11 protein-coding genes and 2 pseudogenes are annotated in these 21,936 nt (G+C 76.8%); 8 read left to right on the top strand and 5 right to left on the bottom strand.

The window, feature by feature from the left end; genetic code table 11:
• Positions 1-18 precede the first annotated feature (18 nt).
• Positions 19-1,062: an aminoglycoside phosphotransferase family protein gene (locus tag GXW83_RS19385; protein ID WP_370466883.1), complete on the bottom strand. Its 1,044-nt coding sequence runs from the start codon at positions 1,060-1,062 to the stop codon at positions 19-21.
• 499 nt (positions 1,063-1,561) lie between these two features.
• Here GXW83_RS19385 and GXW83_RS19380 point away from each other — a divergent pair, with 499 nt between their 5' ends.
• Together GXW83_RS19380 and GXW83_RS19375 are read left to right on the top strand one after the other, a co-directional pair.
• A complete protein-coding gene (locus GXW83_RS19380) occupies positions 1,562-3,055 on the top strand; it encodes a hypothetical protein (RefSeq protein ID WP_182444288.1) in 1,494 nt (497 codons plus the stop codon).
• 233 nt (positions 3,056-3,288) lie between these two features.
• Positions 3,289-4,701, top strand: a complete 1,413-nt coding sequence (locus tag GXW83_RS19375) for a HEAT repeat domain-containing protein (protein WP_182444287.1) — start codon at positions 3,289-3,291, stop codon at positions 4,699-4,701.
• 35 nt (positions 4,702-4,736) lie between these two features.
• Here GXW83_RS19375 and GXW83_RS19370 read toward each other — a convergent pair whose 3' ends face one another.
• Positions 4,737-5,588 carry an N-acetylmuramoyl-L-alanine amidase gene (locus GXW83_RS19370; RefSeq protein WP_182444286.1) on the bottom strand — a complete coding sequence of 284 codons (852 nt, stop codon included), beginning with the start codon at positions 5,586-5,588 and terminating at the stop codon, positions 4,737-4,739.
• A 221-nt stretch (positions 5,589-5,809) separates the two neighbouring features.
• Here GXW83_RS19370 and GXW83_RS19365 point away from each other — a divergent pair.
• Positions 5,810-6,993 (top strand): annotated as a pseudogene (locus GXW83_RS19365) (glycosyltransferase family 4 protein).
• A gap of 118 nt (positions 6,994-7,111) precedes the next feature.
• Here GXW83_RS19365 and GXW83_RS19360 read toward each other — a convergent pair.
• The 3 genes from GXW83_RS19360 to GXW83_RS19350 are packed head-to-tail and all read right to left on the bottom strand — an operon-like array spanning position 7,112 to position 9,392.
• The gene (locus tag GXW83_RS19360; RefSeq protein ID WP_182444285.1) at positions 7,112-8,008 is read right to left on the bottom strand and encodes a biotin-dependent carboxyltransferase family protein; all 897 of its coding nucleotides are present in this window, start codon (positions 8,006-8,008) and stop codon (positions 7,112-7,114) included.
• Positions 8,005-8,619: an allophanate hydrolase subunit 1 gene (locus GXW83_RS19355; protein ID WP_182444284.1), complete on the bottom strand. Its 615-nt coding sequence runs from the start codon at positions 8,617-8,619 to the stop codon at positions 8,005-8,007. Before GXW83_RS19355 ends, GXW83_RS19360 begins: the two co-directional genes overlap by 4 nt.
• The gene (locus GXW83_RS19350; protein ID WP_182444283.1) at positions 8,616-9,392 is read right to left on the bottom strand and encodes a LamB/YcsF family protein; all 777 of its coding nucleotides are present in this window, start codon (positions 9,390-9,392) and stop codon (positions 8,616-8,618) included. The genes GXW83_RS19355 and GXW83_RS19350 overlap by 4 nt, the downstream gene beginning before the upstream one ends.
• A 206-nt stretch (positions 9,393-9,598) precedes the next feature.
• Here GXW83_RS19350 and GXW83_RS19345 point away from each other — a divergent pair, with 206 nt between their 5' ends.
• The 5 genes and pseudogenes from GXW83_RS19345 (at position 9,599) to GXW83_RS19325 (ending at position 21,816) form a co-directional block, all read left to right on the top strand.
• Positions 9,599-12,670, top strand: a complete 3,072-nt coding sequence (locus GXW83_RS19345; RefSeq protein ID WP_182444282.1) for a LuxR family transcriptional regulator — start codon at positions 9,599-9,601, stop codon at positions 12,668-12,670.
• Positions 12,671-12,759: 89 nt separating this feature from the next.
• Positions 12,760-14,388, top strand: coding sequence for a protease pro-enzyme activation domain-containing protein (locus GXW83_RS19340; protein ID WP_182444281.1), 1,629 nt, complete (start codon positions 12,760-12,762; stop codon positions 14,386-14,388).
• Positions 14,389-14,548: 160 nt separating this feature from the next.
• Positions 14,549-16,072: a hypothetical protein gene (locus tag GXW83_RS19335; RefSeq protein ID WP_225447105.1), complete on the top strand. Its 1,524-nt coding sequence runs from the start codon at positions 14,549-14,551 to the stop codon at positions 16,070-16,072.
• 39 nt (positions 16,073-16,111) lie between these two features.
• Positions 16,112-17,044: pseudogene (locus tag GXW83_RS19330) on the top strand (hypothetical protein); the annotation flags it as partial.
• Between the two features lie 74 nt (positions 17,045-17,118).
• Positions 17,119-21,816 carry a hypothetical protein gene (locus GXW83_RS19325; protein WP_182444280.1) on the top strand — a complete coding sequence of 1,566 codons (4,698 nt, stop codon included), beginning with the start codon at positions 17,119-17,121 and terminating at the stop codon, positions 21,814-21,816.
• Positions 21,817-21,936: the final 120 nt, after the last annotated feature.

Below are 21,936 nucleotides of genomic sequence, written 5' to 3'. Positions count from 1 at the left end.
CGCCTGACGGCCCGGGCCCTACCGGGTGCCCACCGCCGCCCGGACCGCGCGCCGGGCCAGCGCGGCGTCCTCGTGCAGCCGCCGTACCAGTATCCGCTGCTCCTCGCCCGCGCCCGGGAGGTCGTGCCTGCGCAGCTCCCGCATCAGCACCAGGATCAGGTTGACCAGGAAGGCGTCCCGGGGGAGCGTCCCGGACGCCTGCGCGGCCTGGCTGATCTGCCGCCGGGCGGCGGTGTCGCCGGAGAGCACCGTCCACAGCGTGGCCAGGTCGTAGCCGGGCAGGTACCAGCCGGCCTGCTCCCAGTCGACCAGCACCGGCCCGGACGGTGCCAGCACCACATTGCTGAGCAGCGCGTCGCCGTGGCAGAACTGCCGGGCGGTGTGCGCCAGTCCGTGCAGCAGTTGCTGCAGGTCGCCGGCGTCCCGGTCGGTCAGCAGGCCCAGGGCGTGGTACCGGGCCACCTCCCGGGTGTAGTCCAGCGGGGCGGTGAAGGTCCCCATCGGCGGCCGCCACAGGTTCAGCGCCCGGACGGCCCCGAGGATCGCCCGCACCTCGCCGGGCGCCGGGGTGTTGACGGGGTGTCGCTCCCGGGAGGCGGGGCGCCCGGGGATCCGCTCCAGCAGCAGCACGCAGCGCTCGGTGTCGGCGGCCACCAGCTTCGGCAGCCGGGCCGGCGGGCGGTGCCGGACGAAGGCGCGGTAGGCCGCGACCTCCCGCCGGAACAGCTCGGCGGTCTCCAGCGCGCTGCGGGTCACCTGCCGGGCCGGCGAGCCGTGCGCGGACAGGCACTTGGCCACCACCGGCGTGCGCCCGGCCGTCCCGGCGACCAGGATGTGCCGCTCGTCCTCCAGCAGCAGCGCCCGCGGCGTGAACGCGGGACATATCCGGACGATGTTGGCCAGCGCCGCCCGCAGTGCCGGGGACCTCTCGGCCGGACCGTCGAGCCCGGGCGCGGCTGCGGGCGGCTGCGGCATGGCCATCCGCCGCGGCGCGCCCGGCACGCCCACCCGGGCCGGCACCCCGCGCAGCTGCGGCTGGCCGTGGGCCTCGCGCGGCCGGATCTCCGGGCGGGCGTCGGGCCGCCCCTCGCCGCGCGGGTCGCTGCGCGGATCGGCCCCGGCCGCGGGCGGTGGCGTGGCGGGGACACCCGGACGGCCGACGGAGACACGGGGGAGAGCGAGGGAGAGTACATGGGGGTTCCTGATCCCTTCCTGGCGGGCTGCCGCCGGCTGGGCCGGGTGGCCCGCCGCGATGGTGCCGGGGTGGCGCGGGCGCCGGTCGGCGCCGTTCGGCCCGGTCCGCCCCGGTCGGCGCACCCTGGGGAGTGCGTAGGCCGGGCCGGTCACTGGCGTCCCGCCAATGCCGCGCCACCCCTTGCGCCACACCCCCTCGGCGGTCCGGGAACTCCCGGCTCACCAGGGGCGGGGTGGCGCTTTCCTACCTGACACCAGAACGTTCATGGCGCATCAGCTGGCGGACCCTGGCGAAGCATGGCGAATGCTCGCCTGGCACATGCCGCTTGGCTAGCCTCGGATCAGCCGAGGAACCTGGGGGCTTGACGTGAGCAGAGGACCAAACACCCAGTTCGCCGACCTCTTCGCCCTTACGGGCTGGTCCAAGGGCGAGCTGGCGCGACTGGTCAACCGGCGGGGTGCCGCAGCCGGACAGCAGCAGCTGTCGACCGACACCTCACGGGTCCGTCGCTGGATCGACCGCGGTGAGACGCCGCGCGATCCCGTGCCGAGGGTGCTGGCCGCCCTGTTCACCGAGCGGCTCGGCCGTGTTGTCACCACTGAGGACCTCGGGTTCCAGCGACACCGGCAGACAGGTTCGGGACGAGTACGGAGCGGGGATCCCGCCTCGGACGATCCGCCCCTGGAGCCGCAGCGCGCCGCGGAGGCCCTCACCGAGTTCACGGGAATGGACCTCATGCTCAACAGACGCGGACTGATAGGGGCGAGCACCGCCCTGGCGGCGGGCTCCGCCATCGCCGGACCCCTGCACGACTGGATGACCGGCAAGGAGTGGGGCGCCGGGTACTCCGGCGTCGGCTCCGCCGCCGAGGTGCGCCGACCGGGCGCTGCCGCGCTGGCCGTCGGCGACTTCTACGACGCGGGGCCGGTCGGCCTGGACGAGGTCGAGTCGCTGGAGGCGTCGGTGGACGTCTTCCGCGCCTGGGACGCCCGCCGCGGCGGCGGGCTGCAGCGCAAGGCCGTGGTCGGCCAACTCAACGAGGTCGGAGGGATGCTGACGTACCACCACCCCGAGGCGCTGGCACGGCGGTTGTGGGGGGTCGCAGCCAACCTGGCCGTGCTGGCCGGGTGGATGTCGCACGACGTGGGGTTGGAGCCCACCGCGCAGCGGTACTTCGTGATGGCCGTGCACGCCGCCCGGCAGGCCGACGACAAGCCCCGCGCCGGGGAGGCGCTCTCCCGGGCCGCCCGGCAGATGGTGCACCTCGGCCGCCCGGTCGACGCGCTGGACCTGATGCGGGTCGCCGAGAGCGGCAGCGGCGAGCCGACCCTGCCGCGCACCAGCGCCATGCTGCGCACCGTCGAAGCCTGGGCGTACGCCTCCATGGGCCGCTCCCAGGCCACCCGGCGGACCCTCGGCGAGGCGGAGGACCTCTTCGCCCAGGACACCGGCGAGGCCGGGCCCAGCTGGCTGCAGTTCTTCGACCGGGCCGACCTGCACGGCATGGAGGCGCTGACCTACCGCACCCTGGCCGAGCACGACGCCTCCGCCGCACCGCTGGCCCAGTTCCACGCCCAGCAGGCCATCGACCTGCGCGGGGAGGGCCACGACCGGTCCAAGTTGTTCGACTACCTCTCCATGGCCTCGGCCTGCTACCTGGCCAACCGACCGGACGAGGCCGACCGCTTCGCCCGGATGGCCCTCAGCTCGACCAGCGAGATGTCCTCGCACCGCACCTGGGACCGGCTGCGGGAGATGTACCGGCTCGCCGGGCGCTACGAACAGCTGAGCGAGGTGAAGGAGCTGCGGGCGGAGATCCGCAAGGCGATGCCCAAGCCCGCCGCACCGCGGCTGGTGTGACCCGCCGGTCACCCGGTGTCGCGTCCGGCGTCAAAGGTGCACGTCCGCGCGTGCGGACGGTACGATTCCGTGCTTCCGGCTGGCGGGCGACCGTCGGCCGGTGCCACAATCCGTTCGCGGCCACCGTCGCGGACTCCGCCAGTCGGCGACGGCAGCCCCATCGGGAGGCCCCGCCGGACCGGCTGCACGGAAATCCCTTTGCCACCAGGACCGCCGCAACGGATGCTGACCTCATGTTCGAGCCCGCGATAGCGCCCAGCGCCTCCCTTCTCGGCCTGCTCCAGCGGGGCCGGGGGGACGGCACCCTGCACGCTCTGGCGGCAGAGCGCGCCGATGCTCTCGCCGCTCTGGAGCAGTGCGTCACCCGCGACCCCAGGCGGGACTGGCAGGTGGAGAACCGGTCCCTGTACTACGCCCGCCTCTACATGGAGCTGGAAGCCCCGCTCCAGGGCCTGGAGGAGCACCTCTTCCACGTCGACGACCTGCTGGACGAGCACGAGTCCCGCACCGGCCTGGCCCTGGCCGTCCTCGGGCGGCTGGCCGGTTACGGCCGCCGCGACGCCCTGCTGCTGCTGCGTCGCTACGCCGCCGTCGGCAGCAACTGGGCCTGGGCCCTCGACGAGCTGGCCCTGTGGGACGACGACCGGGCCCTGCTCGACCTCGCCGAGCCCGTACTGAACCGCTTCGCGCACGGCCCCGAGGGTGACGCCGCCCTGCGCGCGGCCGTCCGCGAGGCCTACGAGCCCCGCCCCTGGCACCTGTGGGCGCAGACCCACGCCCGGGTGGCCGCCGCCACCGAGCAGGCCCCCTTCGACCTGTGGCAGCGCCAACTGGACCGCTCCGGCGCGGCCCCCGCCTGGAGCACCGAAGCCGTCCTGGCCTGGGCCGACGAGCAGCCGCAGGCGCCGCAGGACGTCTTCGAGCGCCGGGTCGCCGCCGCCGCCCGCTGCCTGGCCGCCGTCGCCGGGCCGGACGACCAGCCGCTGCTGCTGGAATCCGCCGGGTCGGCCCGTGAGGGCGCCCGCTGCGCCGCGCTGCGCCACCTCACCGACCACGACCACGAGGACGCCCCCGACCTGGTCGAACGGGCCGCCGTGGACGCCTCGCACCGCATCGCCGCCTTCGCCCTGGGCACGCTGGCCCGGATGCGCGGCGCGCGGATCACCGAACGCGCCCGGCTGTGGGCGGCCGACCCGGACGGCGGCCCGCTGGCCGACGCCGCCGCCCGGCTGCTGGCGGCCTGCGGCTCGCCGGAGGACGGCCCGCTGGTGGTGGCCGCGCTGCGCCGGGGCATCTTCGCCGACGGTGTCGACGGCGAGGGGCTGACCGTCCTGGTCGAGGGCGTCGGACGGCTGGCGGCCGTCGCCGGGGTCACCGTGCTGCGCCACATCTACGCCGAGACCAGCAGCTCACAGCTGCGCGGCGCGGCCGCCCGCAGCCTCGCCGCCACCGACGCGTGCTTCCCGACCGGTGCGGCCGTCGAGTGCCTCTGGGACTGCGAGGAGTCCACCCGCGAGCTGGCCGCCCGCCATGTGCTCACCAAGGGCGACGTCCGGGTGCTGGACCGGCTGCGCAGGCTGGCCGCCGACCCCGGCGAGGAGGCCGAGGTCCACGCCGCCGTCCGGGGCCGGCTGAGCGCCGGTTGAGACCGCCGCTTGAGACCGCCGGTTGAGAACGGCGGTCAGCCGCGCGCCGCAGCCGGGCCGGGCTGCTCCAGGAACGCAGCGATGCCGTCCGCGACACCCCGCGCCGCCGCCTCCCGCCAGGACGTGGTGATCATCCGCTGCGCATCCCCGGGGTTGCGCATGTTGCCGCACTCGATGAAGACCGCGGGCACCCGGGCCAGGTTCAGCCCGCCGAGGTCGCTGCGGACGGTGAAGCCGGTGCCGCCGCCCAGGTAGGTCGAGAAGGGCTCGCCGGTGGCCGAGCGGAACGCCGACTGCAGCGCCAGGCCCAGCCGCCGGGACGGGGCGACGATCGCCGCGTTGTCGGCGATCCCGGCCACCACCGGCGCGGGCAGGATCACCTGGAAGCCGTAGCCCGAGGCCGGGGCGCCATCGCCGTGGATGGCGACGGTCGCGTCGGCGTGCGCCCGGTTGGCGATCGCCGCCCGCTCGTCCACGCAGGGCCCCCAGGGGCGGTCGCCGTCCTGGGTGAGCACCACCCGCGCGCCCAGGTCCTGCAACAGCACCCGGGCCCGGCGCGCCACGTCCAGGTTGAACAGGGCCTCCGGGTAGCCGCTGTCGGTGGCCGTCCCGGTGGTGTTGCAGGGCTTGCGGGCGTTGCCGACGTCGACCAGCGCGGCGATCTGCCGCCGATGGTCGGCATTGCCCGGATTGTGCCCCGGGTCCAGCACCACCGTCCGGCCTGCCAGCGGAAGTGTCCCGGCGGCGGCCGCAGGCGCGCCGACCGGACGGGCGGCCCCGGAGTGGGTCGGCTGCCCGGCGGCGAGGGAGAGGGCGAGCAGGGCCGGGAGCACGGGCAGCACCGCCACGGCCGGCAGCGGGACTCTCCAGGAGGCGGCGACGCGCATACGACCCCTTCCGTGACACCCGTGATCGGGCCCAGCCCTCGCAGCTGATCACACCGGTCCCGGGCGCAGCCCCTGACACGCCCGTTCCGCCACCCGGACCACCCGCTCGGAGCGCCCGCGCGGAGCCCTCCCCGGGCGGTGCGGTGAGGGTTGGGCCGACGTTCGTCAGTTCGACAGATTCCGGTGGCCGGGTGCACCCCGCGCATCGGAACAACGCAGACATGCGTGTCGTCATCGTCACCGAATCCTTCCCGCCGGATGTCAACGGCGTCGCCCACTCCGTCCTGCGCACCGCCGAGCACCTGGTGCGGCGCGGCCACGAACCGCTCGTGATCGCGCCCAGCCCGGCCGTGCCCCCGCAGCCGCCGACCCCTGCCCGGTCGTCCGGGTGCCCGCGCTCCCGCTGCCGGGCTACCCGCAGGTACGGCTCGCCCTCCCCAGCCGCCGACTCGAACAGCTGTTGGCCGACCACCGCCCCGACCTGGTGCACCTGGCCAGCCCCTTCGTCCTGGGAGCCCGGGCCATGGCCGCCGCCGAGCGGCTCGGCCTGCCCGCCGTCGCCGTCTACCAGACCGACCTGGCCGGGTACGCCCGCGCCTACCGGGCGGGCAGCACCATCGGCGAGGCGGCGGCCTGGCGGCGGATCCGCACCGTCCACCGCGCCGCCGACCGCACGCTGGCCCCCTCGACACCCGCCGCGCAGGACCTCACCGCCCACGGCGTACCCCGGGTGCGGATCTGGCGGCGCGGCGTCGACTCGGTCCGCTTCGACCCCTGCCACCGGGACGAGGAGCTGCGCCGCAGCCTCATCGCCGCCGGGGGCGGCGACCCCGACCGGGGCGTCCTGGTCGGCTACGTCGGCCGGCTCGCCCCGGAGAAGCGGGTGGACCTGCTGGCCCGGGTCGGCCGGGAGGTCGGGGTGACCCTGGTCGTGGTCGGCGACGGCCCCAGCGCGCCCGCGCTGCGGGAGGCCCTGCCGGACGCGCTGTTCCTCGGTGCGCGCTCCGGCGACGAACTGGCCGCGCTGTACGCGTCGCTGGACATGTTCGTGCACACCGGCCCGATGGAGACCTTCTGCCAGACCGTCCAGGAGGCCATGGCCAGCGGCGTCGCCGTGATCGGGCCCGCGATCGGCGGGCCGCTGGACCTGATCGACCACCACCGCACCGGGCTGCTGGTCCCGCCCTGCGACCCGGCCGCGCTGGCCCGCGCCGTGACCGGCCTGGCCGCCGACCCGGCCACCCGGGCGTCCTACGGCGCGGCGGCGCGGGCCGAGGTGGTCGGACGCACCTGGGAGTCGGTCGGCGATCAGCTGCTCGACCACTACCGGGAGATCCTGGCCGAGCGGGCGCAGGCCCGCGCCGAGCACGGCGTGCCCGCGCCCGCCCTGCGGGCCGTCGGCTGACGCCCGGCGGGGCACCCGCCCGGGCCCCGGGGCAGCGGCCCGGCAGGTCCCGGTCCGGCAGGGCGGCCGTCCTGCGGCGGCGGGCTGGGCCGTCTCGGACGGGCCCGGTCCGCGCGGGTCAGCGGCGGCGCTGCTGCTCGGTGACCGCGAAGCGGACGGAGATGCCGGGGGCGGCCTGTGCGGCTGCGGCCAGGTCGGCGGCCGGGACCACCCCGATCACCGGGTAGCCGCCGGTGGTCGGATGGTCGGCGAGGAAGACCACCGGCAGTCCGTCCGGCGGCACCTGCACAGCGCCCAGCACCATGCCCTCGCTGGGCAGTTCGCCCCGCCCGGGTGCGCGCCGCAGCGGCGGCCCCTGGAGCCGCAGCCCGATCCGGTTGCTGGCGGCCGCGACCGTGTAGCCGGACGCCGCCAGTAGCCGCAGCGACCCCGGGGAGAACCAGTCGTCGCGCGGGCCCGGGTCCAGCCGCAGCACCAGTTCGCGCGGCGGCGCGGGCAGCGGCAGCGGCTCGATCCGGACGGGCGGTCCGGCAGGCTCGCCCAGCGGCAGGACGTCCCCCTGCGCCAGCGGCGGCGGCCCGAGGCCGGAGAGCAGGTCGGCCGAGCGGCTGCCCAGGACCGGCCGGACGGCCACCCCGCCGTCCAGAGCCACATAGGCGCGTACGCCGTCGGTGGCCGCGCCCACCTCGAGGACCGAGCCCGCCGCCAGCCGTACCGGCGCGCCCCAGGCCGCCGGCCTGCCGTCCACCCGTACCGGCGAGGGCGCGCCGGTGACCGCCGCCACCAGCGGCGCGAGGGCGCGCAGGGCGACCCCGCCGAGGGTGGTCTCCAGCGCGGCGGCGTCCGGCGCGTTGCCGACCAGCCGGTTGGCCAGCGCGTGGGCGGGCCGGTCCAGGGCCCCGGCCCGGGGCACGCCGAGCGCGGCGACGCCGGTGCGGCCGCCGTCCTGAACGGTCGTCAGCGGCCCGGACCGGAGCACCCGCGCTGCCCGGCCCCCGGCCGCCGTCCGGTTCACGCCGCCTCCGTGAAACGCACCCGGGTGCCGGGGGTGAGCAGCGCGGCCGGATCACGCCCGGGATCCCACAGCGGCAGCTCGGTGCGGCCCAGCAGCTGCCAGCCGCCGGGGGATTCGCCCGGGTAGACGCCGGTGTACGCCCCGGCCAGGGCCACCGATCCGGCCGGAACCCGGGTGCGCGGGGTGGACCGGCGGGGGACGGACAGGCGCTCGGGCAGCCCGGTCAGGTAGGCGAAGCCCGGCGCGAAGCCGCAGAAGGCGACCCGGTACTCGAAGCCGGAATGGAGGCGCGCAGCCTCGGCGCTGTCCACCCCCCAGCGGGCGGCGACCTCGGCCAGGTCCGCGCCGTCGTACACGGTCGGCACCTGCACCAGCGGGCCGTCGGCGGCCGGTGCGGCGGTGGGTCGCCAGTCGGCCAATTGCCGCAGCAGGGAGTCCGGTTCACTCACGCCGTCCAGCAGTACGGTGCGCGCGGCCGGGACCACCTCCTGCACCGCGCCCAGCTCACCTGCTTCTTGACGCCGAGTCAACTCGTCCAGCAGGGAGGCGACTTCACTGTCGTCGGCGAGCTCCAGCAGCAGTGCGGAGCGGCCGACCCGGTGGGCTTTCATGCGAACGCCTCCACCCGTACCCCGGCCTGCTCCAGCGCCGCGCGCACCCGGCCCGCCAGTGCGGCCGCGCCCGGGGTGTCGCCGTGCAGGCACAGCGACCGTGCGCGTACCGCGATCCGGCTGCCGTCGGCGGCCGTCACCGCGCCGTCCCTGGCCATGCCCACCGCGCGGTCGACCACGGTCTGCGGCTCGTGCAGCACCGCGCCCGGCTCGGTGCGCGGCACCAGCGTCCCGACCGGGGTGTAGCCGCGGTCGGCGAACGCCTCGCCGACCACCGGCAGTCCGGCCGCGGCGGCGGCCCGCAGCAGCGCCGAGCCGGGCAGGCCGAGCACCGGCAGCGACCGGCCGTCGGCCCGGGCGTAGGCCAGCAGCGCGTCCACGACCGCGCCGGCCTGCTGCTCGTCGGAGACCACCCGGTTGTACAGCGCGCCGTGCGGCTTGAGGTACGCGACCCGCCCCCCGGCCGCCCGGGCGAACAGGTCCAACGCGCCCAGCTGGTAGGCGATCTCGTCGGCCAGCTCGGCGCGCGGGACGTCCATGGCGCGCCGGCCGAACCCCGCCAGGTCCCGGTAGGAGACCTGCGCGCCGATCCGGACCCCGCGCTCCACGGCCAGCTCGCACACCCGCCGCATGGTCGAGGGGTCGCCCGCGTGGAAGCCGCAGGCCACGTTGGCGCTGGTGACGACGGAGAGCAGGGCCTGGTCGTCGGTGAGCTGCCACCGGCCGAAGCCCTCGCCCAGATCCGCGTTGAGATCGACTGGTCCGTGTTCCACGACTGCCCCTCGTTCGCTCCGTTGAGGGTGATCGTACGGGCGGCGTCACACTGCGCCGGTCTTGACGCGGGTGCGGGCGGCACGCTGGGATGGCGAGATGATCTCCGCAGTAGACGTCCCGCAGTGCGGCCCCGAGTGTCAGGTGCATGACATGCCCAGCTATGACATGCAGTCACGACAGGACGGACGAACCCATGCAGGCAGCAGTGACAGAAATCAGCGCGCCCGCGCACCACGGTAGCCGCCTACCGGACTCCACCCCGCGCACCCTGCGGCTCCAGGCCCCCGCCCGGGCCGGCGCACCCACCCTGTACGGCCGGGACGAGCTGCTCGCCGCTGCCAGGACCGCGCTGCACCCCTCGGCCGGGCTCCTGTTCACCGGCCCGGACGGCATCGGCAGAACCGCGCTGCTCGACGCCCTCGCCCGGGAGGCCGCCGCCGACGGCAGCCGGATCCTGCGCTGCGCCCCCGGACCGGACGACGCCGCCCTGCCGCACGCGGCCCTGATCGACCTGCTCGGCCCGCTCCCCGACGGCGCCCACGCCCACCTGCCGGAGTACCAGCACGAGGCGCTGCGCTCGGCCCTGCTGCGCGGCAGCCGCCCGGGGGACGGCCTGGACCGGCTGGCCCTGCGGCTCGCGGTCGCGGCCACCCTCGAACGGACCGCCACCACCGGCCCGGTGCTGCTCGTCCTGGACGGGATCGAGCACCTCGACCGGGCCAGCGCCGACGTCCTCGCCCATGTCGCCCGCCATGCGCCCGACCTGGGCGTCGCGCTGGCCGCAGCCAGACGCACCGGCCCGGGTGCGGACTCCGGACCGGATGCCGGACCGGACGCCGCGCCCGACCCGCTGCCGCCCGGGGCGGTCGAGCTGGTCGTGCCCGCCCTGCCCGACGAGGCCGTCGCCGCCCTGCTCGCCGACGGCGGCCACCCCCCGGAACCCGCCGCGCTGCGGCGGCTGCTCCGGCTCGCCGCCGGGAACCCCGGCTACGCCCGGGAACTGGCCCGCGAACTGGCAAGGGAGTCGGCCCGGGAGTCCACCCGCGCCGCCGCCCGCCACACCGGCCGGCCGGAGCCCGCGCCCGCCGACCACGGCGCCGACCGCCTCGAGCCCCCCGACGCCGCCGACCCGGACGACCTGCCGCTGCCGCCCGGCCTGCGCGCCCGGCTGCTGCGTTCGGCCGCCGACCTGCCCCCGGCCGCCCGCAGAGCCCTGCTGCTGACCGCGACCGCCGCCCGGCCCAGCCTCGGACTGCTGCTCGCCGCGGGTGTCGTCGAGCCGGTGGCCGACCTGGCCGAGGCCGAGCGGCGCGGCCTGGTCCGGATCGCCGCCGACGGCGGACTGCGGCTGGACCACCCGCTCCTGGCCGCAGCCCTGCGCGCGGACGCCCGGGCCGGCGAGCGGCTGGCCGCGCACGCCGACCTCGCCCGGGCCGTCACCGAGCCGGTCGAGCGGGCCCGTCACCTGGCGCTCGCCCACCCGTACGAGGACCAGCGGGTGGCCGGGGCGCTGGCCGAGGCCGCGGCCGCGGCCCGCAGGCACGGCTCCGCCGACACCGCCTACCGGCTGGCCGTGCTCGCCGTCGCCCGCACCCCGGCGGCCGACTCCGAGGACCGCCACCAGCGGCTGCTGGCCGCCGCCGCCCACGCCGCCGACGCCGGCCGGCACGACGACGCCCGCCGCGCCGCCGACCGGGTCCTCGCCGAGACCCCCGACGCCGCCAGCCGCGTCCGCGCCCGGCTGGCGCTGCTGGAGACGGCCGGGCAGGCCCTGGACGACAGCGGCACGCTGATCGAGGGCGGCTTCGCCGACGCCCAGGGCGACCCCGCGCTCCAGGCCCGGCTGCACTTCTGGTCGGCCGTCAGGGAACTCCTCGGCGGGCGCACCGCCGGGGCCGCCGCCGAGGCCAGCCGGGCCGTGGCGCTGGCCGAGCAGGCGGCCTCCGCGCCCGCCCCGGGCACCGCGGCCCGGCCCGGCGGGCCGCCCGCCGACCAGCCCGCCGAGCTGACCCGGGTGGACGCCCTGGGCCTGCTGGCCACCGTCCAGTCCATGCGCGGACGCCCCAACGCCGCCGACGGCGCCCTGGCCGCGGCGCTGCGGCTGGCCGGGCCCGCCGCCAGCGCCTCGCTGCTGCGCCGCCGGGCCCTGGCCGACCTGGACGCCGACCGGGTGGCCGAGGCCCGGCGCCGGATCGCCGCCCTCGCCGACCGCGGCGTCGCCACCGGCGCCATCCAGGAGTCGCTGGCCACCCTGGTCGCCCAGGTCCGGATCCAGGCCCGGGCGGGGGACTGCGCCCGGGCCGTCGCCACCGCCGACCGCTGCACCCGGCTGCTCGACGGGGCGGGCATGCCCTCGCCGCTGGCCCACTACGCGGCGGCGCTGGCGGAGACCGTCGGCGGCAGCGTCCCGCACGCGGTGGCGCTGGCCCGGACCGCCGTGGACGGCTGCGCGGCCGACGGCGACCGGCTGTTCGAGATCCGCGCCCTGGGCGTCCTCGGCGGCGCGCACCTGCTGACCGGCGAGGTGCACGGCGCGGTCGAGGCCGCCGAGGCGCTCCAGCGCGCCCGCGAACTGGGCGCGGCCATGGAGCTCGCCGACCCGGACACCGTCCGCCGGCTGGCCGACCTGGCCGAGGCGCTGGTGCTGCTCGGCGACCACGGCGAGGCCCAGCGGGTGCTGGCGGAGGCGGCCGGCATCACCGCCGTGTGGCCGCGCGCCTGGGGCGAGGGCGCGCTGGCCGCCCTCGACCGCTCCGCCGGGCTGCTGCTGGCCGCCCTGGGCCGCACCGAAGCGGCGGTGGAGTCGCTGCGCGGCTCCGCCGAGCGGCTGCGTACGGTCGCGCTGCCGCTGGACCTGGCCCGCACCCTGGTCAGTTGGGCCGCGGTCGAACGCCGGGCCCGGCGCCGGTCGGTGGCCCGCTCGGTGCTGGCCGAGGCCGAGCAGCTGTGCCTGGCCCAGGAGGCGTACCCGCTGCTGGCCCGCGTCCGGCAGGAGCGCGATCGCGTCGATCCCGGCGAACGCGTGGGCGGGACAACGGAACTGACGCCCAGTGAGCGCCGAGTGGCGGAGCTGGTCGCGGGCGGCGCCACCAACCGCGAGGTGGCGGCGGTGCTCTGCGTCAGCGTCAAGACCGTGGAGGGCACGCTCTCCCGGGTGTACCGCAAGCTCGGGGTGCGCTCGCGGACCGGCCTGGTACGTGCGGACACGCACGGACACAGTGGGTTCACATCGGTGGCAAGGGTTACCCCGCTTATCGAGGGCTCCCGTTCTTTCTAGCGTGGACACGACCACTTCGGGCGCATCCCGATCCTCGGCCCCGCCGGGCCGAGGAAGGCGTGCGCGCACCCTGTCCCTGGAGGACTCCCGTGAAGTTGCCTCTCCGGTACGCCATCGGACTGCTCGCAGCACCCCTGCCGATCCTCGCTGTCGCCGTCGTCCCGGCCCAGGCCGCCCAGCCGGGCACCCTCGCCCTGCGCGGCGACGTGGTGCCGGCCGTGTCCCAGGCCGCCCGCGTCGGCACGCTGGCCGCGAGCACGTCGATACAGGTCACGGTCAGCCTCGCCCAGCGCGACCAGGCCGGCCTGCAGACCTTCCTCAAGGAGGTCGCGGACCCCGCTTCCGCGCAGTACAAGCACTACCTGACGGTCAAGCAGTTCGCGGACCGCTTCGGCGCGGCCCCGGCCACCGTCGCCCAGGTCAGCGCGTACCTGAAGTCCCACGGCCTGACTGTCGGCAAGGTCACCGCCAACGGCCTGACGCTGTCGGCCAGCGGCAGCGCCGCCCAGGTCCAGAAGGCGTTCGGCACCACCATCGCCACCTACCGGGACGGCTCCGGCCGGACCTTCTACGCCAACGCCGCCGCGCCGGTCCTGCCGGCCGGGATCGCCGCCGCCGTCACCGACGTCTCGGGCCTGTCCAACTACGCGGTCTCGCACCGGAACATCGCCAAGGCCCCGCAGACCTCCAAGGCCAGCGTCCAGGGGTACACCCCGACCCAGGTCCGCGGCGCCTACAACCTCACCTCCTCGATCAGCGCCGGCTACACCGGCGCGGGCCAGACCGTCGCGCTGGAGGAGTTCTCCGCCTTCACCCAGTCCGACGTCACCACCTACGACAAGAAGTTCTCGCTGACGCCGTCCACCCCGGTGGTCGTCAAGTCGGACGGCGGCACCACCGACACGTCCGGTGAGGACGAGGTCGAGCTGGACATCGAGGTCGTCCAGGCGCTCGCCCCCGGCGCCACCATCAAGGTCTACGAGGCGCCCAACAGCGACGCCGGCGAGGCCGCCGTCTACGCGCAGCTGGTCAGCGACGACGTCCCGGACATCTCCACCAGCTGGGGCCAGGACGAGGCCGCGGAGACCGCCAGCAACCGCACCGCCCTGAACACCGACTTCCAGGAGGCCGCCGCGCAGGGCCAGTCCATCTACGCGGCCTCCGGCGACAGCGGCTCCGACGACGCGGGCGACGGCGGCACCTCCGTCGACTTCCCGGCGTCCGACCCGTACGTCACCGGCGCGGGCGGCACCACCCTCAAGATCACCTCCTCCAACGGGTGGAGCTCCGAGAAGGCGTGGTCCGACAGCGGCGGCGGCGTCTCCTCCTACTTCACCACCCCGAGCTTCCAGACCCCGGTCAACAGCGGCACCTACCGCGCCGTTCCGGACGTCGCGGCCGACGCCGACCCGAGCACCGGCTGGGCGATCTACACCGAGGGCTCCTGGCAGGAGTTCGGCGGCACCAGCGCCGCCGCGCCCAACTGGGCCGCCTTCACCGCGATCTACAACGACGAGGCCAAGGCCAAGGGCAAGTCCTCGCTCGGCTTCGCCAACGCCAGCATCTACGCGCTGGCCCAGTCGTCCAACTACAAGAGCGCCTTCCACGACGTCACCAGCGGCAGCAACGGCGCCTACAAGGCGGGCACCGGCTACGACAAGGTGACCGGCTGGGGCTCCTACAACGGCGGCAACTTCCTCTCCGACGAACTCGGCTGAGCACCGCCGCACCCCGCACCACCCCCAAGACCGTGACCGCGCGGACCGGGACGCCCCCCGGCCGCGCGGTCACGCGCCGTTACCGGCCATCGCACAGCGCGATCGCACAAGTCGCCGCGATACGTGGCGTTTCGGACCTTGTCGGTGTCAGCCTCTAATCTTGCTGATCGTGACCACCACCGCCGAACCCAGCAGCCGCCCCGCGCTCGGCCCCGCCGCCGACGAGGGGCTGGCCAGGCGTTTGCGCGCGCTGGCCTGCACCGCGCCGCTGCACGACCTCGACAGCCGCAAGGCCAACCTGGCCGGCGAGTACGCCGTCTACGGCATGGCCGAGGTCGCCCTGGCCGCCATCGACCTGGTCACCCTGCAGATGGACTTCGACACCGGCGCCGACCGCGACCAGGTCCTGGCCCGGCTGCACCCCCGGGTCGCCGCCCAGGCCCCGGAGCGGCCCTGGCGCGAGCACGAGCGGGTGGCCCGCTGGGTGCTGGAGTCGCTGATCAACGTCGGCAGCGTGGACCGCGGCTTCCGCGCCGTCTACGGTACCTTCACCTCCGGCGGCGAGTACGTCCGCCGCGACTACGACTTCAAGCTCATCGAAGAGGTCCCCGGCCCCGACGGCGGGGTCTACCTGCGCACCACCGACGAGGCCGTCAACGTCCTGGTCGGGGCCCTGGACACGGACGTCACCAGCGCCCAGATCGCCGCCGAGGTCAAGCTGGAGGTGCTGATCCGCCGGGGCCGGCTGGCCGACGCCCAGCTCGCCGCCGAGCAGGCCCGCTACCGCACCGTGCAGTTCGCCGAGACGCTGCGCCGCGCCCTGGAGGCCACCCGCCGCAACGTCCGCGCCGTCGACTGGATGGAGACCGTCCCCGACCTCATCGCCGAGGCGCTGGAGCACATCTCCGACCGCTACCGGCACGAGAACGCCATCCTCACCAACATCCGCCGCGCCCGCGACGAGGCCGAGCCCAACAGCCCCGAGGGCGCCGAGCACAAGCGCCGCGCCGCGGAGCTGGTCGACATCGTCAAGGACTGCATCCGCCGCCACACCCAGCTGCAGACCCGGCTGCTGGAGGCGGGCCCGCTGTTCCGCGCCGAGCAGGACCGGCAGGCGTTCGCCGCGCCCACCGCCCGCACCGGCCTGGACCTGTACGGGCAGCTGCTGGCCCCGCTGCTGCGGCTGCCGGTGGAGCAGGCCGGGCAGGTCACCGACGCCTTCTTCAGCCACGGCATAGGGCTGCGCACCCGCGCCGCGGTCCGCGTCAACGACCTGATCGAGGTCCTGCTCACCCCGCCGGTCGAGCGCGAGCACCTGGGCGCGGAGCTGCAGGAGCCCGACCTGGTCGACACCCCCGACGACAGCCGCTTCTCCGAGGCCCAGCTGGACGCCGCCCAAGAGCTGCTGGACCTGGCGCCGGACGCCCCCCGGCGGCTGTCCGGCCTGCTCGCCGAGGCCCGCCGCCGCGACCCCGAACTCCCTTACCTGGTCGCTTTGCTGGCCGTGCACGCGGCCAGCCCGCCGGTCGGCACCGCCTACCGCCAGGGCGAGGAGCGGCTGCTGTTCGCCGTGGACGACGGCACCCGGCTGGACGACCCGGAGTTCGGCGGCGCCGACCTCATCGTCGGCAGCGCCCTGCTGGACGCGGCCGGCATGGCCGCCGAACGCGCGGAGGCCACGTGACCCCCAGCGCCCCGCCCGCCGCAGCCCGCGCCGCCGTACGCCCCGCACCGCACCGCCTGGAGCCCCGCCCGTGACCACCCCGCCGACGCCCCGACCACCGCCGCCGCAGCGCCCGCCGCGGCCTCCGCCGCCGACCCGCGCCACGCCCCGGCCTCGATCACCCCGGCCGACGTCGCCGACGCCTCCCGGCTGGTCTCCTTCGGGCTCCAGCCGAAGCTGCTGCCCGCCCGCGACGCCGAGTACGCCGAGCTGATCCGCCGCTACCGCGACGACCCCGGCTTCGCCCGCCTGGCCGACGCCGTCGCCACCGGCCTCGGCCTGGTGGTGCTGGAGGTCTCCGCGCGCGCCGGGATGGCCGTCGCCGCCGACGAGGACTCGGTCTTCGCGGTGCGGCTGGGCGAGTACTCCCGCCGGGCCGCGTCCGAGTCCTCCGACCGCTTCCTGCACGGGCTGGCCCACCTCGCCGTCGCCGCGCTGGCCTTCCCCCGCCCGGAGGACCTCGCCGACGACGGCTACCTCGGCCGGATCACCGTCAACGGCGTGGACACCTTCGTCCGCCAGGTCTGCCGCCGGATGGAGGAGCAGGCCGACACCGAGGGCGCCAACACCGACCCGGCCAGCGACGCCCCCGGACTGGAGGCCGCCTGGCGGGTCTACGCCCGGCGCAGCGCCACCGGCGCCACCAAGGACGCCCGCCGCCTGTCCGGCTCCACCATCGGCATCGTCTCCAAGGCCACCGCCTTCCTGGTGGACTCCGGCTTCCTGCAGAAGACCTCCGACGACTCCGGCGGCACCTTCCGCACCACCGCCCGCTACCAGCTCCAGGTCCGGGACCTCGCGGGCAGCGCCGCCATGGCCGAGCTGCTGGCCCTGGGCGTCGTCCCGGTCAGCGACGGCAGCGCCAGCCTGCTGCCGCCGGACGCCACCGAGGACCTGGTCGCCGACGCCGGACTGCCGTTCCACTCCGCCTGACCGCACCGCGCCCGGACCGCACCCCGCCCGACCGCCCCGCACAAGCCCTCACGAGCACGGAGAACCGACACCCCATGTACGAGCTGAACCGGGTCCGCCTGTACTCCATCGGCCCCGCCGGTGCGCGGTACGCCGACACCGTGCTCGACCTGAGCGATGTCGGCGATCCGGTGCCCGAGCCCGCGCCGCGCCAGCCCGGCTTCTTCGACGAGGAGGCCACCGGTCCGGTGCGCCGCCCCGCGCCCGCCGGGGTGCTGTTCCTGGAGAACGGCGGCGGCAAGTCGGTGCTGCTCAAGCTGATCTTCTCGGTGATGCTGCCGGGCCACCGCAACACCCTCGGCGGCGCCAGCTCCGGCGTGCTGCGCAAGTTCCTGCTCGCCGACGACTGCGGCCACGTCGCCCTGGAGTGGCAGCACACCGTCACCGGCGAGACGGTCGTGGTCGGCAAGGTCAGCGAGTGGCGCGGACGCCAGGTCTCGGCCGACCCGCGCAAGTTCGCCGAGGCGTGGTACTCGTTCCGGCCCGGCCCCGGCCTCGGCCTGGAGTCGCTGCCCGTCGCCGAGCACGCCGTGCTGTTGCCGGCCCCCGGCCAGGAGCCCCGGCCCGAGCAACTGGAACGGCCCGCGCCCGCCGACGGCGGACCGGCCGGGGACGCCGTCCGCCGGCGCTTCTCGGCCCGCGGCCGGCGCCGCACCATGAAGGGGTTCCGGGACGCCCTCACCGAGGCCGGGAAGACCTACCCCGACCTCGACCTCACCTGGGAGGAGGGCCACGACCGCTGGATCGAGCACCTCGGCGGCCTCGGCCTGGACCCGGAGCTTTTCCGCTACCAGCGCGAGATGAACGCCGACGAGGGCGAGGCGGCCGGGCTGTTCGCGGTCCGCAACGACGCCGACTTCACCGACCTGCTGCTGCGCGCCGTCACCGACACCCGCGACACCGACGGCCTGGCCGACCTGGTCCACGGCTTCGCCGCCAAGCTGGGCCGCCGCGCCGAGCTGACCGCCGAACGCGACTTCACGGCGGGCTCGCTGGACCTGCTGCGCCGCATCGCCGAGGCCGCTGTCGCCCGCGAGAGCGTCCGCGAGACCCACCGCTCCGCCGAGCGCCGCACCCGCCGCCTGGCCCGCACCCTGGCCGTCCGCGCCTCGTCCGAGCGGGACCGCTGCCGGGAGCTGGCCGAGCAGGTCGCCGAGGCCGCCACCGTCGTCGCCGACGCGGACGACGCCCGCACCCGGCAGTCCCTGGTCACCGCCGAGCTGACGCACCGGCACGCCAGCCTGGCGCTGGCCGCCGCCACCGGCGCCGCCGCCGGGCTGCGCCGGGAGCTCCTGGACGCCCGTACCCTGCACTCCGCCTGGCAGGCGGCCGAGATCGTGCTGCGCCGACGCGCCGCCGCCGACCGCTCGGCGCAGGTCTCCGCCGCCATCCGCGAGGCCGAGCGGGACGCCGCCCCGGCGCTGGCCGCCCGCACCCGCGCCGCCCTGGCGCTGGTCCGCGCCCTGGAGACGGCGGCCGGCGCCGCCGAGGCCCAGGCCGACCAGGAGGAGCAGCGGGCCGGTGCGCTGCAGGCCGAGGGTGAGGCGGCCCGCCGGGACGCCACCGCCGCCGCCACCGCCGGGCAGAAGGCCCGCAGCGAGTCGGAGCACCTGCGCCAGCGGCTGGCCGAGGTCGAGCAGGAGACCCAGGCCGCGGTCCGCTCCGGCTGGATCGACGGCGCCACCGGCGAGTTCGAGGCGGTCGATCCGGCCCGGGCCGCGCTGGACGCCGCCGGGGCCGAGCAGCAGGCCACCGCCGCCTGGGAGCAGGCCAGGGCCGCCGCCGACCGGGCCACCGCCCGCACGAGGGAGGCCGCCGCCCGGGCCAACCGCTCCGAGCTGGCGGCCGCCCGCGCCAGCGACGCGCTGGCCGCCGCCCGTACCGTGCTGGACACCGAGCAGGACACCGCCGCCCGGCTCGCCGCCGAGCCGCGCGCCGCCGACCTGCTGGGCCTGGCCGCCGACGACCCGCAGCAGGCGTCCGCGGACGCCTTCGACCGCTCGGCGGACTCGCTGCGCGAGCTGCTGGACAACTCCGTGGCCTCGGCCGAGCGCACCCTGTTCGACCTGCGCACCGCGGCCGCCGCCGACTCCCGGGTGCTGGCCGCCCTCGGCGACGGCGGGCTGCTGCCGCCCGGTCCGGACGTGCTGGCGACCGTCGAGTACCTGGGCGAGCACGGCGTCCCGGCGCTGCCCGGCTGGCGCTACCTGGCCCAGTCGGTCGACCCGGTCGACCACGACCGGATCCTGGACGCCCGGCCGCAGCTGGTCGACGGCGTCATCGTCACCGACCCGCAGGCGCTGCGGCGGGCCCGGGAGATCCTCGCCGAGGCGGCGCTGCTGCCGCGCTCGGCCGTCGCGGTCGGCACCGCCGCCGCGCTGCTCGCCCCGGTCACCGACCCCGGGGCGGCGGGGGAGGACCTCTTCCTGGTCCCGCCGAACCCGGCCATGCACGACGAGAACGCCGCCGACGAGGAGCGCCGCCAGCTGCGGGACCGGGCCGCCGCCCGCGACGAGCACATCCGCGAGCTGGCCGCCCGGCTCGGCGCGGACCGGCTGCTGGCCGGCCGGCTCACCTCCTGGCGCGCCCGCTGCCCGGCCGGGCACCTGGCCGCGCTCGCCGCCGACGTCCGGGCCGCCGAGGAGGCGCTGGAGGCGGCCACCGGCGAGCTGGCCGCCGCCCGGGCCGAGCTGGCCGAGGCCGAGGCCGAGCAGAGCGAGACCCTGCGGCTGCGGGACGACCGCGCCGAGGCCGCCCAGCAGGCCCGCCGCCGCGCCGACGCCCTCACCGGCCTGGCCTTCCGGCTGCGGGAGCGCAGCCGCTGGGCCGGACGGCTGCGGGAGCTCGCCGACGAGGCCGCCGAGGCCGAGCAGCGCCAACTGCTGTGCACCGACCGCGCCCAGGCCGCCGACGAGGACCGCCGGGCCGCCCAGCGCGCCGCCGACGACGCCCGCCGCACCGTCCGCGCTCTGCGCGCCGAACGCGCCGAGCTGCCCGGCTCCGACCTGCCCGACCCGGATCCGGCCGGGGCGGCCGAGCCCGACCGGCCGAGCGCCTCGCTGCCCGCGCTGCGCGAGGCCCACCGCGCCGCCTCCCAGCTGTACGAGCAGGTCGGCGTGGGCGCTGACCTGCGCGCCGAGCAGGCCCGGGCCGAGGGCGACGAGACCGCCGCCCGCAGCGAGCTGGACCGGCTCACCAACAAGGTCCGCAGCCGCGCCGAGGAGCTGCTGACCACCCCTGACGGCGCCGACGGCCCGGCCCGGCAGGCCGCCGCCGCCCGCGCCGAGGAGCTGGTGCAGACCATCGAGTCCCGCGCCTCGGCCGCCAGCGAGCACCTGGGTCGGCTGCGCGGCGAGGCCGAGCGCAGCGCCCCGGCGGTCGGCGACGCCCACACCGAGCTGCCCGACGAGCTGGTCCCGCAGGACCCGGAGCACGCCCAGGCGCTGCTGCGCACCGCCACCGCCGAGCTGGCCCGCCGCGCCGACGTGCTGGCGGCCGGCCGGGCCGCCCACGCGGAGCTGCAGCGCACCCTGGAGGCCGCGCAGCTGGCCGCCGCCGACTTCGACGAGGCCGCCGCGCAGCTGCGCGACGGCCTGCGCGAGCCCGCACCGGGCACCGCCCCGGGCGAGGCCGAGGAGGAGGCGCCGGCCTACCCGGGCAGCCTGGCCGAGGCCCGCCAGGCCGCCGCCGAGACCCGGCGCACCCTGCGCGCCGCCACCGCCGACCTGGCCGGCGCCGACCTGGCCGTCCGCGACGCCTCCGACGCGCTGGTCCGGCACGCCAACGCCACCCGCTACGAGGCCGTGCGCACCCCCGCCCGGCAGCAGATCCGGGAGCTGCCCGCCGCCGCCCTGCCGGACCACGCGGCAGCCTGGGCCACCGCCTTCGCGCCCCGGCTGCGGGTGCTCACCGACGAGCTGGAGCAGCTGGAGCGCAACCGGGACTCCATCGTCGACCGGCTGCGCGGCCTGGTGGAGACCTCGCTGGCGACCCTGCGCGCCGCCCAGCGGCTCTCCCGGCTGCCCGAGGGCCTGGGGGAGTGGTCCGGCCAGGAGTTCCTCCGGATCCGCTTCGAGGACCCGGACCACACCCTGCTCACGGAGCGCCTGGGCGAGGTCATCGACGAGGCCACCCGGGCCGCCGTCCGCCGGACCGGCGGGGCCGCGGGCGCGGGCGGGGGCAGCGACTGGGGCCGCCGCGACGGCATGTCGCTGCTGCTGCGCGGGGTGCACGCGGCGCTGGAGCCCAAGGGCGTCGCGGTGGAGATCCTGAAGCCGGACGCGGTGCTGCGGGCCGAGCGGGTCTCGGTCAGCCAGATGTCGGACGTCTTCTCCGGCGGGCAGCTGCTCACCGCCGCCATCGCGCTGTACTGCACCATGGCCGCGCTGCGCTCCAACGACCAGGGGCAGGCCCGGCTGGCCCACGCGGGGACGCTGTTCCTGGACAACCCGATCGGCCGGGCCAACGCCACCTACCTGATCGAGCTGCAGCGGGCGGTGGCCTCGGCCCTGGGCGTGCAGCTGATCTACACCACCGGACTGCTGGACGCCAACGCCCTGGCCGAGTTCCCGCTGATCATCCGGCTGCGCAACGACGCCGACCTGCGGGCCGGGCAGAAGTTCATCTCGGTCGAGGAGCACCTGCGTCCGGGCCTGCCGGTGGCCGATCCGGACGCACCGGACATCCAGGGCGAGCTGACCTCCACGCGGATCTACCGGAGGCCGGTGGGCTGACCCGGGCGGCGCCGCCGGGGTGGTCGGGGCCGGTGGTGCCGATGGTGCGGGAGGTGTCGCAGGGGTAACGGTTGGGCGGCCGAGGTGATGGTCATGTGCACGCCGGATGAATGCTGGGCC

Source organism: Streptacidiphilus sp. PB12-B1b, from assembly GCF_014084125.1.
GTDB lineage: Bacteria > Actinomycetota > Actinomycetes > Streptomycetales > Streptomycetaceae > Streptacidiphilus.
The sequence above is the reverse complement of the archived record's forward strand: the minus strand, read 5'-3'. Positions and strand labels throughout refer to the sequence as shown.